Genomic DNA, 14492 nt, shown 5'->3' with positions numbered 1-14492 from the left:
AAAATGTAACATTGGTGGCATGTCGGACACTCATGTCGTCACCAACCAGGTCCCGCCCCTGGAAAACCACAACCCCGCCGGCTCCGCGGTGCTCATCGAGGCCCTGATCCGCGAGGGCGGCCAGTGGGGCCTGGACGAGGTGAACGAGGTCGGCGCGCTGTCGGCCACCCACCAGGCGCAGCGGTGGGGCGAGCTCGCCGACCGCAACCGGCCCGTCCTGCACACCCACGACCGCAACGGTCACCGCGTCGACGAGGTCGAGTACGACCCGGCCTACCACGAACTCATGCGCGCGGCGGTCGCCCACGGCATGCACGCCGCGCCCTGGGCCGACGACCGCCCGGGTTCCCACGTCGTCCGCGCCGCGAAAACGTCGGTGTGGACGGTCGAGCCGGGCCACATCTGCCCGATCTCGATGACGTACGCCGTCGTTCCGGCGCTGCGCTTCAACCCCGAGCTGGCCAAGGTGTACGAGCCGCTGCTGACCAGCCGCGAATACGACCCCGAGCTCAGGCTGGCCACCACCAAGCCGGGTATCACCGCGGGCATGTCGATGACCGAGAAGCAGGGCGGCTCCGACGTGCGCGCCGGCACCACGGAGGCGACCCCCAACGCCGACGGCACCTACCGCCTGACCGGTCACAAGTGGTTCACCTCGGCGCCGATGTGCGACATCTTCCTGGTGCTGGCGCAGGCGCCGGGCGGCCTGTCCTGCTTCATGCTGCCCCGGGTCCTGCCAGACGGCACCCGAAACCGAATGTTCCTGCAGCGCCTCAAGGACAAGCTCGGCAACCACGCCAACGCGTCCAGCGAGGTCGAATACGACGGCGCGATCGCGTGGCTGGTGGGGGAGGAAGGGCGTGGCGTGCCCACCATCATCGAGATGGTCAACCTCACCCGGCTGGATTGCACGCTGGGCAGCGCCACCAGCATGCGCACCGGTCTGACCCGGGCGATCTACCACGCCCAGCACCGAAAGGCCTTCGGCGCCTACCTGATCGACCAACCGCTGATGCGCAACGTGCTGGCCGACCTGGCCGTCGAGGCGGAGGCGGCCACCATGGTCGCGATGCGGATGGCGGGCGCCACCGACAAGGCCGTGCGCGGCGACCAGCGGGAAGCGCTGCTGCGCCGCATCGGCCTGGCGGCCAGCAAGTACTGGGTGTGCAAGCGCTCCACGCCGCACGCCGCCGAGGCGCTGGAATGCCTGGGCGGCAACGGCTACGTCGAGGACTCCGGCATGCCGCGGCTGTACCGGGAGGCGCCGCTGATGGGCATCTGGGAGGGTTCGGGCAACGTCAGCGCGCTGGACACGTTGCGCGCCATGGCAACCCGCCCCGAGTGCGTCGAGGTGCTGTTCGACGAGCTCGCCGACGCCGCGGGTCAGGACCCGCGCCTGGCCAACTACGTCGCGCGGCTGCGCGATCAGCTGGGCGACTTGGAGACCATCCAGTACCGCGGCCGCAAGGTGGCCGAAGACATCTGCCTGGCGCTGCAGGGCTCGCTGCTGGTGCGCCACGGCCACCCGGCCGTCGCCGAGGCGTTCCTGACCACCCGCCTCGACCGACAGTGGGGCGGTGCTTTCGGCACCATGCCCGACGGGCTCGACCTCGCACCGATCCTGGAGCGCGCGCTGGTAAAGGGCTGAGCCACAACATGACTCACGCGATCAGGCCGGTCGACTTCGACAACCTCAAAACGATGACCTACGAGGTCACCGATCGGGTTGCGCGCATCACGTTCAACCGGCCGGACAAGGGCAATGCGATCGTCGCGGACACCCCGCTGGAACTCTCGGCGTTGGTGGAGCGCGCCGACCTCGACCCGAACGTGCACGTCATCCTGGTGTCCGGTCGCGGCGAGGGCTTCTGCGCGGGTTTCGACCTGAGTGCCTACGCCGACCGCACCGGCTCGGCCGGCGGCACCGGCGCGTACCAGGGCACCGTGCTGGACGGAAAGACCCAGGCGGTCAACCATTTGGCCGATCAGCCCTGGGATCCGATGATCGACTATCAGATGATGAGTCGCTTCGTGCGGGGCTTCTCCAGCCTCATGCACGCCGACAAGCCGACGGTGGTCAAGATCCACGGCTATTGCGTGGCCGGCGGCACCGACATCGCGCTGCACGCCGACCAGGTGATCGCCGCCGCCGACGCCAAGATCGGCTACCCGCCTACCCGGGTGTGGGGCGTCCCGGCGGCCGGCCTGTGGGCGCACCGCCTGGGTGATCAGCGCGCGAAAAGGCTGTTGTTCACCGGTGATTGCATCACCGGCGCGCAGGCCGCCGAGTGGGGATGGGCGGTCGAGGCGCCGGACCCGGCGGACCTCGACGCGCGCACCGAGCGGCTGGTCGAGCGGATCGCCGCGGTGCCGGTCAACCAGCTGATCATGGTCAAGCTCGCGCTGAATTCCGCTCTGCTGCAACAGGGCGTGGCGACCAGCCGGATGGTCAGCACGGTGTTCGACGGTGTCGCCCGGCACACGCCCGAGGGGCACGCCTTCGTCGCGGACGCCGTCGAGCACGGATTCCGTGAGGCGGTGCGGCACCGCGATGAGCCGTTCGGCGACCACGGCCGCCGCGCGTCCGGAGTGTAGCCATGCCGGACATGACGGCGCGGTCGGTGGTGCTCAGCGTGCTGCTCGGCGCTCACCCCGCACACGCTCGGGCCAGCGAATTAGTAAGACTCACTTCGGATTTCGGTATCAAGGAGTCGACGCTGCGGGTGGCGCTGACCCGCATGGTCGGTGCCGGCGACCTGATTCGCTCGGCCGACGGCTATCGGCTCTCCGATCGCCTGCTGGCCCGTCAGAAGCGCCAGGACGACGCCATCGACCCGCGGGTGCACCCCTGGAGCGGCGAGTGGGTGACGCTGATCGTGACCAGCGTCGGAAACGACGCGCGCACCCGGGCGGCACTGCGAACCACCTTGCACGACAAGCGCTTCGGCGAGCTCCGCGAAGGGGTTTGGATGCGGCCCGACAACATCGAGGCTAAGCCCGGCCCCGAGATCACCGCCCAGGCGAGGGTGCTGCGGGCGCGCGATGACGACCCCGCCGAGCTGGCCGCGCAGCTGTGGGACCTGCCCGCCTGGGCCCAGACCGGCCATCGGCTGCTCGACGAGATGGCCGCCGCGCCGGACATTCCCGCCCGTTTTCTGGTGGCCGCGGCGACGGTGCGCCACCTGCTCACCGACCCCGTGCTGCCCGACGAGCTGCTGCCGGCCGACTGGCCCGGCGCCCGGTTGCGGGCGGCCTACCACGACTTTGCCGCTGAGCTGCTGCGGCGGCGCGAACCACTATTTGCGGAGGCGACATGAGTGAACCGGTGCGAATCGAGCGCAACGGCGCGGTGACCACGGTGATCATCGACCGGCCGGCGGCCCGCAACGCGGTCAACGGCCCGACGGCCGCCGCGCTGTATTCGGCATTCGAGGAATTCGACCGCGACGACACCGCGTCGGTGGCCGTGCTGTGGGGCGACAACGGAACCTTTTGCGCCGGAGCCGATTTGAAGGCCTTCGGCACACCCGACGCCAATGCCGTGCACCGCACCGGCCCGGGCCCGATGGGCCCGACGCGGATGGTGCTGTCCAAACCCGTTATCGCCGCGGTCAGCGGCTACGCCGTCGCCGGCGGCCTGGAACTGGCCATCTGGTGTGATCTGCGGGTGGCCGAGGAGGACGCGGTGTTCGGCGTGTTCTGCCGGCGCTGGGGCGTCCCCCTGATCGACGGCGGCACGGTGCGGCTGCCGCGGCTGATCGGGCACAGCCGCGCGATGGACATGATCCTCACCGGCCGCGCGGTGGCCGCCGAGGAAGCCCTGGCCATCGGATTGGTGAACCGGGTCGTGCCCAAGGGCCAGTCGCGCCAGGCCGCCGAGGAATTGGCGGCGCAGCTGGCGGCGCTGCCGCAGCAGTGCCTGCGCTCGGACCGGCTCTCGGCGCTACACCAATGGGGGGCAACCGAATCCGACGCGATCGACTTCGAATTCGCCAGCATTTCGCGGGTGGCCGCGGAGGCGAACGAAGGGGCGGGGCGCTTCGCGGCGGGCGCGGGACGGCACGGGGCGCCGGCCGGCTAGCACCTGGTAGGCGCGGGCGGTCAGCTGCCCTTGTTGATCGTGTTGCTCTGGCCGATCTTGTCGACCTTGGGGTCACCGTCCTTGTAGGTGATGGTGTTGTTCATCCCCAGCACGGTGATGCGGGTGTTCACCTTGTCGAAGGTGATCTTGTTGTTGGTGCCGCTGACGGTGGCCGTCTCGCAGGTGCCGGTGATGGTCAGGTTGTTGTCCGAGCCGCCGACGTTCAGCGACTTGCCGCTGGCGCAGTCCAGGGTGGTGGTGGTGCCCATCGATCCGTAGTTGATCGTGTTGCCGATCTCGATGGACGCGGTGGTGCTCGCCCCCCCCGAACCCGTCGTCGGCGCGGCGCCCGCGCTGGTCGTCGCGCTGCTCTTCGTGGTGGTCGTCGAGGACCCCGCCGGCGGGTTGGCCGTCGAACTGCAGCCGGCCAGCACCAGGGCCGCCGCGGCCGGTGTCATGGCGAGCACGGCCAGGCGCAGCGAGCGGTCACGGATGTAGGCGGACATGGTTCCTCGATTCTTGATCGGATGTTGTTGTGGTGCCGCGGTTTAGCCCGGCACCTGCTGGAGCCGGTTCGTCATGCCGAGTTCGCGGCCGCGGTCCCACACGGCGGGCTGACCGTTCTTGTAGAACACCGTCTGGTTGTAGCCGTACACAGTGATGTCGTGTGACACCGAGTCGGCGATGACGGTGTTCGACGAGCCCATCACCGTCACGGCGTAGCAGTTGCCCAGCGCGGTGACGTTGATACCGGTGCCGTTGACCATGAGCGTGGCGTCGTTGCAGTCGATCGTCTGCTCGATGTCCTGCCCGGTGATGTGGGTGTCACCGTTCTTGGCCTGCGCGACCCCCGGCAGGGCGACGGCGGCGATGACACAGGCGGCCACCGAGCCGGCGACAGTCGTCCACTTCACTGCGGGCCCCCTTTTGGACGGGTCGGCTGCTCGAAACGAGGCAAGCATGACATTACGTGCATTTGCCTGCCCGGTGGCAGACTTTAGTTTCCTTCGCCGGGCGCTCGTATCCACTCCGGGGAGATCAATCTCTGCACGGCGTCAACTAGAGTCATTAGTTAACCGCAACCCGTTCACGCAATCGAAGGGCGACCGCCATGGCAGCTCCACCGGATCCGCCGCCGGCGGCCGGCCGCCAGCGCGCGGGGCGGCCCGCCTCCCGTCCGGCCAAGCTCAGCCGGGACGGGATCATCGACGGCGCCCTGACGTTCCTGGACCGCGAGGGCTGGGACGCCCTGACCATCAACGCGCTGGCGATGCAGTTGGGCACCAAGGGGCCGTCGCTGTACAACCACGTCGACAGCCTGGAAGACCTGCGGCGCGCGGTGCGCATCCGCGTCATCGACGACATCATCACGATGCTCAACCGGGTCGGCGAGGGCCGCGCCCGCGACGACGCGGTGCTGGTGATGGCCGGGGCCTACCGCAGCTACGCCCACCACCACCCGGGCCGCTACTCGGCCTTCACCCGGATGCCGTTCGGCGGTGACGATCCCGAGTACACCGCCGCGACCCGCGGCGCGGCCGCGCCGGTGATCGCCGTGCTGTCCTCCTACGGTCTGGACGGCGAGGAGGCCTTCCACGCGTCGCTGGAGTTCTGGTCCGCGCTGCACGGCTTTGTTTTGCTGGAGATGACGGGTGTGATGGACGAGATCGACACCGACGCCCTGTTCTCCGACATGGTGCTGCGGCTGGCGGCCGGCCTGGAAAGGCGCACCGCCGCCAATGGCGCCCGCTACTAGTCGATGGTGGCGACCCGCTGCGCCCGGTTCCGCCGCGCTTGCGATCGCCACTAGAGCGGATGGCACCGCCGTCGCTTTGACCTGCGAGACCGGCGGCGGGTATTGTGGTTCCTCGTGCCTGGCGGCTTACGGCGCCTAACCGTAAGGGAGTGGATGCCGGGCGAATTCGCGTGTCCACGGAGCATCGGACCACGTCCGGTGCGCAGCGCATGCGACACACCCGGACGCGGGGTGATGCGCCCGGACATAACTGCAGTACACAGACTTGAAGACGCTAGAAGTATGCCGAACACGAACACAGAAAGCCGGTAGATGCCAACCATTCAGCAGCTGGTCCGCAAGGGTCGCCGCGACAAGGTCGCCAAGGTCAAGACCGCGGCCCTGAAGGGCAGCCCGCAGCGCCGTGGCGTATGCACCCGCGTGTACACCACCACCCCGAAGAAGCCGAACTCGGCGCTTCGGAAGGTCGCCCGCGTGAAGCTGACCAGCCAGGTTGAGGTCACCGCGTACATCCCCGGCGAGGGCCACAACCTCCAGGAGCACTCGATGGTGCTGGTGCGCGGTGGTCGTGTGAAGGACCTGCCCGGTGTCCGGTACAAGATCATCCGCGGTTCGCTCGACACCCAGGGTGTCAAGAACCGCAAGCAGGCTCGCAGCCGTTACGGCGCCAAGAAGGAGAAGAGCTGATGCCGCGCAAGGGGCCCGCGCCGAAGCGTCCGTTGGTCAATGACCCGGTCTACGGCTCGCAGCTGGTGACGCAGCTGGTGAACAAAGTTCTGCTGGACGGGAAGAAATCGCTGGCCGAACGCATTGTTTATGGAGCGCTCGAGAACGCCCGGGAAAAGACAGGTACCGACCCGGTGATCACGCTCAAGCGCGCAATGGACAACGTCAAGCCCTCCCTCGAGGTGCGCAGCCGCCGCGTCGGTGGCGCTACGTACCAGGTCCCCGTCGAGGTGCGTCCGGATCGCTCCGTGACGCTGGCACTGCGTTGGTTGGTCAGCTTCTCCAAGCAACGCCGCGAGAAGACCATGGTCGAGCGGCTGGCCAACGAGATCCTGGATGCCAGCAATGGCCTCGGTGCCGCCGTCAAGCGGCGCGAGGACACCCACAAGATGGCCGAGGCCAACCGCGCCTTCGCGCACTATCGCTGGTAGGGGCTCCAACCGCGTCAAGGCAGGGTGGCCGGGCGCAAAGCGACAGCGAATAACCAAGCAATCGAAAGAGTGGGAAGACTTCTGTGGCACAGAAGGACGTGCTGACCGACCTCACCAAGGTCCGCAACATCGGCATCATGGCGCACATCGACGCCGGCAAGACGACGACGACCGAGCGCATCCTCTACTACACCGGTATCAGCTACAAGATCGGTGAGGTGCACGACGGCGCCGCCACCATGGACTGGATGGAACAGGAGCAGGAGCGCGGGATCACCATCACCTCCGCGGCGACCACCTGCTTCTGGAACGGCAACCAGATCAACATCATCGACACCCCCGGCCACGTCGACTTCACCGTCGAGGTGGAGCGCAGCCTGCGCGTGCTCGACGGTGCCGTTGCCGTCTTCGACGGCAAGGAAGGTGTCGAGCCGCAGTCCGAGCAGGTCTGGCGGCAGGCCGACAAGTACGACGTCCCGCGGATCTGCTTCGTCAACAAGATGGACAAGGTCGGCGCCGACTTCTACTTCTCGGTGCGCACCATGGAGGAGCGCCTCGGCGCGAACGTCATCCCGATCCAGCTGCCCGTTGGCTCCGAGGGTGACTTCGAGGGCGTCGTGGACCTGGTCGAGATGAACGCCAAGGTATGGCGCGGCGAGACGAAGCTCGGCGAGACCTACGAGACCATCGACATCCCGGCCGAACTGCAGGAGAAGGCCGACGAGTACCGCACCAAGCTGCTCGAGGCCGTCGCGGAGACCGACGAGACCCTGCTGGAGAAGTATTTCGGCGGCGAGGAACTCTCGGTTGACGAGATCAAGGGTGCGCTGCGCAAACTCACCATCAGCTCCTCCGCGTATCTGGTGCTATGCGGCAGCGCATTCAAGAACAAGGGCGTGCAGCCCATGCTGGACGCCGTTATCGACTACCTGCCGTCGCCGCTGGACGTGCCGCCCGCCGAAGGCCACGTGCCCGGCAAGGAAGACGAGTTGATCACGCGCAAGCCGTCGACCGACGAGCCGTTCTCCGCGCTGGCGTTCAAGGTCGCGACCCACCCGTTCTTCGGCAAGCTGACCTACGTCCGGGTGTACTCGGGCAAGGTCGATTCCGGCTCGCAGGTGATCAACTCCACCAAAGGCAAGAAGGAGCGGCTGGGCAAGCTGTTCCAAATGCACGCCAACAAGGAGAACCCGGTGGAGACCGCCTCGGCGGGCCACATCTACGCGGTGATCGGACTGAAGGACACCACCACCGGCGACACCTTGAGCGACCCGAACAACCAGATCGTGCTGGAGTCGATGACTTTCCCCGATCCGGTCATCGAGGTGGCCATCGAGCCGAAGACCAAGAGCGACCAGGAGAAGCTGAGCCTCTCGATCCAGAAGCTGGCCGAAGAGGACCCCACCTTCAAGGTGCACCAGGACAACGAGACCGGCCAGACCGTGATCGGCGGTATGGGCGAGTTGCACCTGGACATCCTGGTGGACCGGATGCGCCGCGAATTCAAGGTCGAGGCGAACGTCGGTAAGCCGCAGGTGGCCTACAAGGAGACCATCAAGCGGACGGTGGAAAAGGTCGAGTTCACCCACAAGAAGCAGACCGGCGGTTCCGGCCAGTTCGCCAAGGTGCTGATCAGCCTCGAGCCGTTCCACGGCGAAGACGGTGCGACCTACGAATTCGAGAACAAGGTCACCGGTGGCCGGATCCCGCGTGAGTATATCCCTTCGGTGGACGCCGGAGCCCAGGACGCCATGCAGTACGGTGTGCTGGCCGGCTACCCGCTGGTGAACCTGAAGGTCACCCTCCTCGACGGGGCCTTCCACGAGGTCGACTCGTCGGAGATGGCCTTCAAGATCGCCGGTTCGCAGGTGCTGAAAAAGGCTGCGCAGCAAGCGCAGCCGGTCATCCTGGAACCGATCATGGCCGTCGAGGTCACCACGCCCGAGGACTACATGGGCGATGTGATCGGCGACCTGAACTCCCGCCGTGGCCAGATCCAGGCTATGGAGGAGCGGAGCGGTGCACGCGTTGTCAAGGCGCACGTGCCGCTGTCGGAGATGTTCGGCTACGTCGGCGACCTGAGGTCCAAGACCCAAGGCCGGGCGAATTACTCCATGGTGTTCGACTCGTACGCCGAAGTACCGGCGAACGTGTCAAAGGAGATCATCGCGAAGGCGACGGGCCAGTAACGGCCAGCAGCGGAGTAACCTTGCCGGGTCATTGGAAAGCCTTGGGCGCGGCACAACTGAAAACACAAACACTGCTTTAACAAGCACCAACTAGTCCAGGAGGACACACAAGTGGCGAAGGCGAAGTTCGAGCGGACGAAGCCGCACGTCAACATCGGGACCATCGGTCACGTTGACCACGGCAAGACCACGCTGACCGCGGCTATCACCAAGGTTCTGCACGACAAGTACCCCAACCTGAACGAGTCCCGCGCGTTCGACCAGATCGACAACGCGCCCGAAGAGCGTCAGCGCGGCATCACCATCAACATCTCCCACGTGGAGTACCAGACCGAGAAGCGCCACTACGCGCACGTCGACGCACCTGGCCACGCGGACTACATCAAGAACATGATCACCGGTGCCGCCCAGATGGACGGCGCGATCCTGGTGGTCGCCGCCACCGACGGCCCGATGCCGCAGACCCGTGAGCACGTGCTGCTGGCCCGTCAGGTCGGTGTGCCCTACATCCTGGTCGCGCTGAACAAGGCCGACATGGTCGACGACGAGGAGCTGCTCGAGCTCGTCGAGATGGAGGTCCGCGAACTGCTGGCCGCCCAGGAGTTCGACGAGGACGCCCCGGTCGTTCGGGTCTCGGCGCTCAAGGCGCTCGAGGGCGACGCCAAGTGGGTCGAGTCCGTCGAGCAGCTGATGGAGGCCGTCGACGAGTCGATCCCGGACCCGGTCCGCGAGACGGAGAAGCCGTTCCTGATGCCCGTCGAGGACGTCTTCACCATTACCGGTCGTGGCACGGTGGTCACCGGTCGTGTCGAGCGCGGTGTGATCAACGTCAACGAGGAAGTCGAGATCGTCGGCATCAAGCCGACCAGCACCAAGACCACCGTCACCGGTGTGGAGATGTTCCGCAAGCTGCTGGACCAGGGCCAGGCCGGCGACAACGTCGGGCTGCTGCTGCGTGGTATCAAGCGCGAGGACGTCGAGCGCGGTCAGGTCGTCGTGAAGCCCGGCACCACCACGCCGCACACCGAGTTCGAGGGCAGCGTCTACATCCTGTCCAAGGACGAGGGCGGCCGGCACACGCCGTTCTTCAACAACTACCGTCCGCAGTTCTACTTCCGCACCACCGACGTGACCGGTGTGGTGACGTTGCCGGAGGGCACCGAAATGGTGATGCCCGGTGACAACACCAACATCTCGGTGAAGCTGATCCAGCCCGTCGCCATGGACGACGGTCTGCGGTTCGCGATCCGTGAGGGTGGCCGCACCGTCGGCGCCGGCCGGGTCGTCAAGATCATCAAGTAGTTTCGAACCACCGCAAAGCCCGGATTGCCGACTCGGCAGTCCGGGCTTTGTGCGTTGCGGGCGTCGGCCTCGAGCGGCGCGGGAGAAATCATGCGGCAACAGCGCCGCCTGGTTTAGAATTTGCTCATAATTCTCCTGACCGTGATGTGCGGGGAGGTGCCGATGTCGTTCGTTCAGGCGACGCCCGAATTCGTCGCGGCCGCGGCGGGGGACTTGGCCAGGATCGGGTTTACGATCAGCTCTGCCAACACCGCCGCGATGGGTCCGACATCAGAGGTGCTGGCCCCCGGCGCCGACGAGGTGTCGGCGAGCATCGCCGCGCTCTTCGACGCGCACTCCCAGGTCTATCAGGCGCTGAGTGCCCAGGCGGCCGCGTTCCACAGCCAGTTCGTCCAGCTGATGAACGGCGGGGCGGCGCAGTATGCCTTCGCCGAGGCCGCCAACACCTCGCCCTTGCAGACCGCCGCGGCGCCGGCGTCGGTGGCCGCGCAGGTGCCGGCGGTGAGCGCCGGTGCCGTGGGTACGTCCGCGCCGACCGCACCCGCGGGACCGCTCGCGGCGGCGGTGGCGCCGGCCGCGGCAGCGGTGGCACCCGCACCGGCCGGCACCCCGATCGCGGCCGCCCCGGCGGGGTCGGCGACGCTGGCCTCGGCCACCACCCCGGCCGGGGCGGCGCGGGTGGTGACGCCGGCCTACGCTCCGGCCGGCTCGCCCGCCCCCGTGCAGCCGGCGGCCTCGGTTGCGACGCCCGCCGGAACCGGCGCCGCGCCGCTGCAGACCGCAGTGCCGCCGCAGACCTCGCCGGCCTCCACGATGCCGGTGTCGGCGCGTACCGCTGCCCCCGCTCCGGCCGCGGCGCAGCCGGCGCACCCGGCGCAACCGGCGGGCGCGCCGGTCAAGCGGGTGCCGATCGTGCCCACCGAGCCGGTATAAGCGACCGGACGCGGTTTGCGCGTATCGCATTCGTCACGACACCCTCAGCGCTAATCTGACACGGATTGCCCAGTAAGCCAAGGAGGGGCATGTGTTAGCGCGCTACCTGAAGGCACAGTTGGTCGTTTTGCTGTGCGGCGGCCTGGTCGGACCGATCTTCCTGATCGTGTACTTCACCCTCGGCCTCGACAGCCTGCTGCAGTGGATGTTCTACGTCGGCCTGCTGATCACCGTCGCCGACGTGCTGATCGCGCTCGCCCTGGCGAACTACGGGGCCAAATCGTCGGCCAAGGTGGCCGCGCTCGAGCAGCACGGGGTGCTGACGCTCGCCCAGATCACCGGCATCACCGAGACCGGGACGTGGGTCAACAACCAGCAGGTCGTCAAGGTGCACCTGCACATCGCCGGCCCTGGACTCCTGCCGTTCGACAGCGAGGACCGGGTCATCGCCAGCGTCACCCGGCTCGGCAACCTCAACGCCCGCAAGGTGGTGGTGCTGGTCAACCCCACCACCAGCGAATACCGAATCGACTGGGAGCGAAGCGCTTTGGTCAACGGCCTGGTTCCCGCGCAGTTCACGGTGGCCGAGGACAACAAAACCTACGACTTGAGCGGGCAGGCCGGCCCGTTGATGGAGATCCTGCAGATCCTCAAGGCCAACAACGTCGCGCTCAACCAGATGGTCGACATCCGGTCGAACCCGGCCCTGCGCGCCCAGATCCAGGCGGTGGTGCGCCGTGCGGTCGAACAGCAGGCCCCGGCCGCGCAGCCGGCGCCGGCTGCGGCGCCCGCAGCGGCGGCGGTGGTCACACCGCCGCCGATCGCCGCGCGGCTGCAGGAGCTGCAGGAGCTGCACGCCAGCGGGGCGCTGACCGATGCCGAATACACCAGCCGGCGCGCGGCGATCATCGCCGAAATCTGACGGCTCGCCCGGCAACGCCGGGTGAATTAGAACACGTTTCAGTTGCGCTGCTAGCCTGGCTTGGACTATCGGCGGTCGAAGGGGTTACACGTGGCTGGACAGGCCGGATCACTGCACGGGCGGGTCGCATTCATCACCGGGGCCGCCCGTGGGCAGGGGCGCTCGCACGCGGTGCGGCTGGCCCGCGAGGGCGCCGACATCATCGCGCTGGACATCTGCGCGGCGGCGTCGGCCAGCGTGACCTACACGCCGGCCACCCCCGAAGACCTCGACGAGACCGCGCGACTGGTGGAGAACGAGGGCCGCAAGATCCTGACCCGCGAGGTCGACGTCCGCGACGATGCCGCGCTGCGCGACCTGGTGGCCGACGGGATCGAGCAGTTCGGCCGGCTCGACATCGTGGTGGCCAACGCGGGAGTGCTGAGCTGGGGCCGCATCTGGGAGCTCACCGACGATCAGTGGGACACCGTCATCGGCGTCAACCTGACCGGCACGTGGCGCACGCTGCGCGCCACCGTGCCCGCCATGATCGAGGCGGGAAACGGCGGATCCATCGTCGTGGTCAGCTCGTCGGCGGGCATCAAGGCCACCCCGGGCAACGGCCACTATTCGGCCAGCAAACACGGACTCACGGCGCTGACCAACACGCTGGCCATCGAGCTCGGCGAATTCGGCATCCGGGTCAACTCCATCCACCCGTACTCGGTGGACACCCCTATGATCGAACCCGAGGCGATGATGGAGATTTTCGCCAAGCATCCGGCCTTCGTGCACAGCTTTCCGCCAATGCCGATGCAGCCCAACGGCTTCATGGCGGCCGACGAAGTGGCCGACGTGGTGGCCTGGCTCGCCGGCGACGGCTCGGGCACCCTCACGGGCACCCAGATCCCCGTGGATAAGGGCGCCCTAAAGTACTGACCGGCCATCGTGCTAAGAACTCCACGTGAGTAGTGACGCAAGCGCGAAAAACGGAATCGTGATCGTCGGTGGCGGATTGGCCGCCGCCCGCACCGCCGAGCAGCTGCGGAGGTCGGAGTATTCCGGGCCCATCACGATCGTCAGCGACGAGGTGCACCTGCCCTACGACCGCCCGCCGCTGTCCAAAGAGGTGCTGCGCAAAGAGGTCGACGACACCGCGCTCAAACCGCGCGAGTGGTACGACGAGAACGACATCACCCTGCGACTGGGGTCGGCCGCGAGGAGCCTGGACACCGCGGCGCAGACCGTGACCCTGGACGACGGGACCACGCTGGGCTACGCGGAACTCGTCATTGCCACGGGCCTGGTGCCCCGGCGCATCCCGGCGATCCCGGACCTGGAGGGCGTCCGCGTGCTGCGGACCTTCGACGAAAGCATGGCGCTGCGCAAGCACGCGTCGGCGGCCCAGCGCGCCGTCGTCATCGGTGCCGGGTTCATCGGCTGCGAGGTGGCGGCCAGCCTGCGCAGCCTGGGCGTGGATGTGGTGCTGGTGGAGCCGCAGCCGACACCGCTGGCCGCGGTGCTCGGCGAGCAGATTGGCGAGCTGGTGGCCCGGCTGCACCGCGCCGAAGGCGTCGACGTCCGCCTCGGGGTCGGGGTGACGGAGGTGCGCGGCGACTCGCGCGTCGAGGCGGTGGTGCTGAGCGATGGCACCGAACTGCCGGCCGACATCGTGGTCGTCGGCATCGGGTCGCGGCCGGCGACCGAATGGCTCGAGGGCAGCGGGGTCGAGGTCGACAGTACCGACAGAGGCGTCATCTGCGACGAGGCCGGGCGCACCAGCGCACCGAATGTGTGGGCGCTCGGTGACGTCGCCTCGTGGCGCGACGCGACGGGACATCAAGGGCGCGTGGAACATTGGAGCAACGTCGCGGATCAGGCCCGTGCCGTCGTGCCCGCGATGCTGGGCCAGGACGTGCCGCCGGTGGTGGTCGTCCCGTACTTCTGGAGCGACCAGTACGACGTTAAGATCCAGTGCCTGGGCGAGCCGGAGGCCGACGACATCGTCCATGTCGTCGAGGACGACGGCCGCAAGTTCCTGGCCTACTACGAACGCGACGGCGCCCTGGTCGGGGTGGTCGGCGGCGGGATGCCCGGCAAGGTCATGAAGGCCCGCGCCAAGATCGCCGCGGCCGTGCCCATCGCCGAAATTCTGGGCTGAGCAGCATCTTTC

General features: G+C 67.7%; 15 protein-coding genes. 13 read left to right on the top strand and 2 right to left on the bottom strand.

The window, feature by feature from the left end; translation table 11 throughout:
- Window positions 1-19: 19 nt before the first annotated feature.
- Genes B8W69_RS18595 through B8W69_RS18580 form a run of 4 tightly spaced genes read left to right on the top strand, consistent with a single transcriptional unit; the run spans window position 20 to window position 4081 of the window.
- The gene (locus B8W69_RS18595; RefSeq protein WP_085291262.1) at window positions 20-1648 is read left to right on the top strand and encodes an acyl-CoA dehydrogenase family protein; all 1629 of its coding nucleotides are present in this window, start codon (window positions 20-22) and stop codon (window positions 1646-1648) included.
- A gap of 8 nt (window positions 1649-1656) precedes the next feature.
- Window positions 1657-2595, top strand: a complete 939-nt coding sequence (locus B8W69_RS18590) for a crotonase/enoyl-CoA hydratase family protein (RefSeq protein WP_085291261.1) — start codon at window positions 1657-1659, stop codon at window positions 2593-2595.
- 2 nt (window positions 2596-2597) lie between these two features.
- A complete protein-coding gene (locus tag B8W69_RS18585; RefSeq protein ID WP_085291260.1) occupies window positions 2598-3317 on the top strand; it encodes a PaaX family transcriptional regulator C-terminal domain-containing protein in 720 nt (239 codons plus the stop codon).
- Window positions 3314-4081 carry a crotonase/enoyl-CoA hydratase family protein gene (locus tag B8W69_RS18580; protein WP_085291259.1) on the top strand — a complete coding sequence of 256 codons (768 nt, stop codon included), beginning with the start codon at window positions 3314-3316 and terminating at the stop codon, window positions 4079-4081. Before B8W69_RS18585 ends, B8W69_RS18580 begins: the two co-directional genes overlap by 4 nt.
- Window positions 4082-4101: 20 nt before the next feature.
- Here the strand turns inward: B8W69_RS18580 and B8W69_RS18575 are convergent, their stop codons facing one another.
- Window positions 4102-4587, bottom strand: a complete 486-nt coding sequence (locus B8W69_RS18575) for a DUF3060 domain-containing protein (protein WP_085291258.1) — start codon at window positions 4585-4587, stop codon at window positions 4102-4104.
- A gap of 42 nt (window positions 4588-4629) precedes the next feature.
- Window positions 4630-4995: a DUF3060 domain-containing protein gene (locus B8W69_RS18570; RefSeq protein ID WP_085291257.1), complete on the bottom strand. Its 366-nt coding sequence runs from the start codon at window positions 4993-4995 to the stop codon at window positions 4630-4632.
- Window positions 4996-5192: 197 nt separating this feature from the next.
- On the opposite strand from B8W69_RS18570, the gene B8W69_RS18565 reads away from it, so the two are divergent.
- From B8W69_RS18565 to B8W69_RS18525, 9 genes are all read left to right on the top strand, one after another.
- Window positions 5193-5837 carry a TetR/AcrR family transcriptional regulator gene (locus B8W69_RS18565; protein ID WP_085291256.1) on the top strand — a complete coding sequence of 215 codons (645 nt, stop codon included), beginning with the start codon at window positions 5193-5195 and terminating at the stop codon, window positions 5835-5837.
- A 312-nt stretch (window positions 5838-6149) separates the two neighbouring features.
- Window positions 6150-6524, top strand: coding sequence for a 30S ribosomal protein S12 (gene rpsL, locus B8W69_RS18560; RefSeq protein WP_007767794.1), 375 nt, complete (start codon window positions 6150-6152; stop codon window positions 6522-6524).
- The gene (rpsG, locus tag B8W69_RS18555) at window positions 6524-6994 is read left to right on the top strand and encodes a 30S ribosomal protein S7 (protein WP_007767793.1); all 471 of its coding nucleotides are present in this window, start codon (window positions 6524-6526) and stop codon (window positions 6992-6994) included. The genes rpsL and rpsG overlap by 1 nt, the downstream gene beginning before the upstream one ends.
- Before the next feature lie 83 nt (window positions 6995-7077).
- Window positions 7078-9183, top strand: a complete 2106-nt coding sequence (fusA, locus tag B8W69_RS18550; protein ID WP_085291255.1) for an elongation factor G — start codon at window positions 7078-7080, stop codon at window positions 9181-9183.
- Between the two features lie 111 nt (window positions 9184-9294).
- Entirely contained in the window at window positions 9295-10485 is a 1191-nt protein-coding gene (tuf, locus tag B8W69_RS18545) for an elongation factor Tu (RefSeq protein WP_064883866.1), read from the top strand.
- 162 nt (window positions 10486-10647) lie between these two features.
- Window positions 10648-11418 carry a PE family protein gene (locus B8W69_RS31825; protein ID WP_181447435.1) on the top strand — a complete coding sequence of 257 codons (771 nt, stop codon included), beginning with the start codon at window positions 10648-10650 and terminating at the stop codon, window positions 11416-11418.
- A gap of 91 nt (window positions 11419-11509) precedes the next feature.
- Window positions 11510-12340, top strand: a complete 831-nt coding sequence (locus B8W69_RS18535; RefSeq protein ID WP_085291254.1) for an SHOCT domain-containing protein — start codon at window positions 11510-11512, stop codon at window positions 12338-12340.
- A 90-nt stretch (window positions 12341-12430) separates the two neighbouring features.
- The gene (locus B8W69_RS18530) at window positions 12431-13258 is read left to right on the top strand and encodes a mycofactocin-coupled SDR family oxidoreductase (RefSeq protein WP_085291253.1); all 828 of its coding nucleotides are present in this window, start codon (window positions 12431-12433) and stop codon (window positions 13256-13258) included.
- A gap of 25 nt (window positions 13259-13283) precedes the next feature.
- A complete protein-coding gene (locus tag B8W69_RS18525; RefSeq protein ID WP_085291252.1) occupies window positions 13284-14480 on the top strand; it encodes an NAD(P)/FAD-dependent oxidoreductase in 1197 nt (398 codons plus the stop codon).
- Window positions 14481-14492: the final 12 nt, after the last annotated feature.

It is taken from the genome of Mycolicibacterium vulneris (assembly GCF_002104765.1).
Lineage (GTDB): Bacteria > Actinomycetota > Actinomycetes > Mycobacteriales > Mycobacteriaceae > Mycobacterium > Mycobacterium vulneris.
Note: the sequence above shows the minus strand (reverse complement) of the source record. Positions and strands in the feature narration are given on the sequence as shown.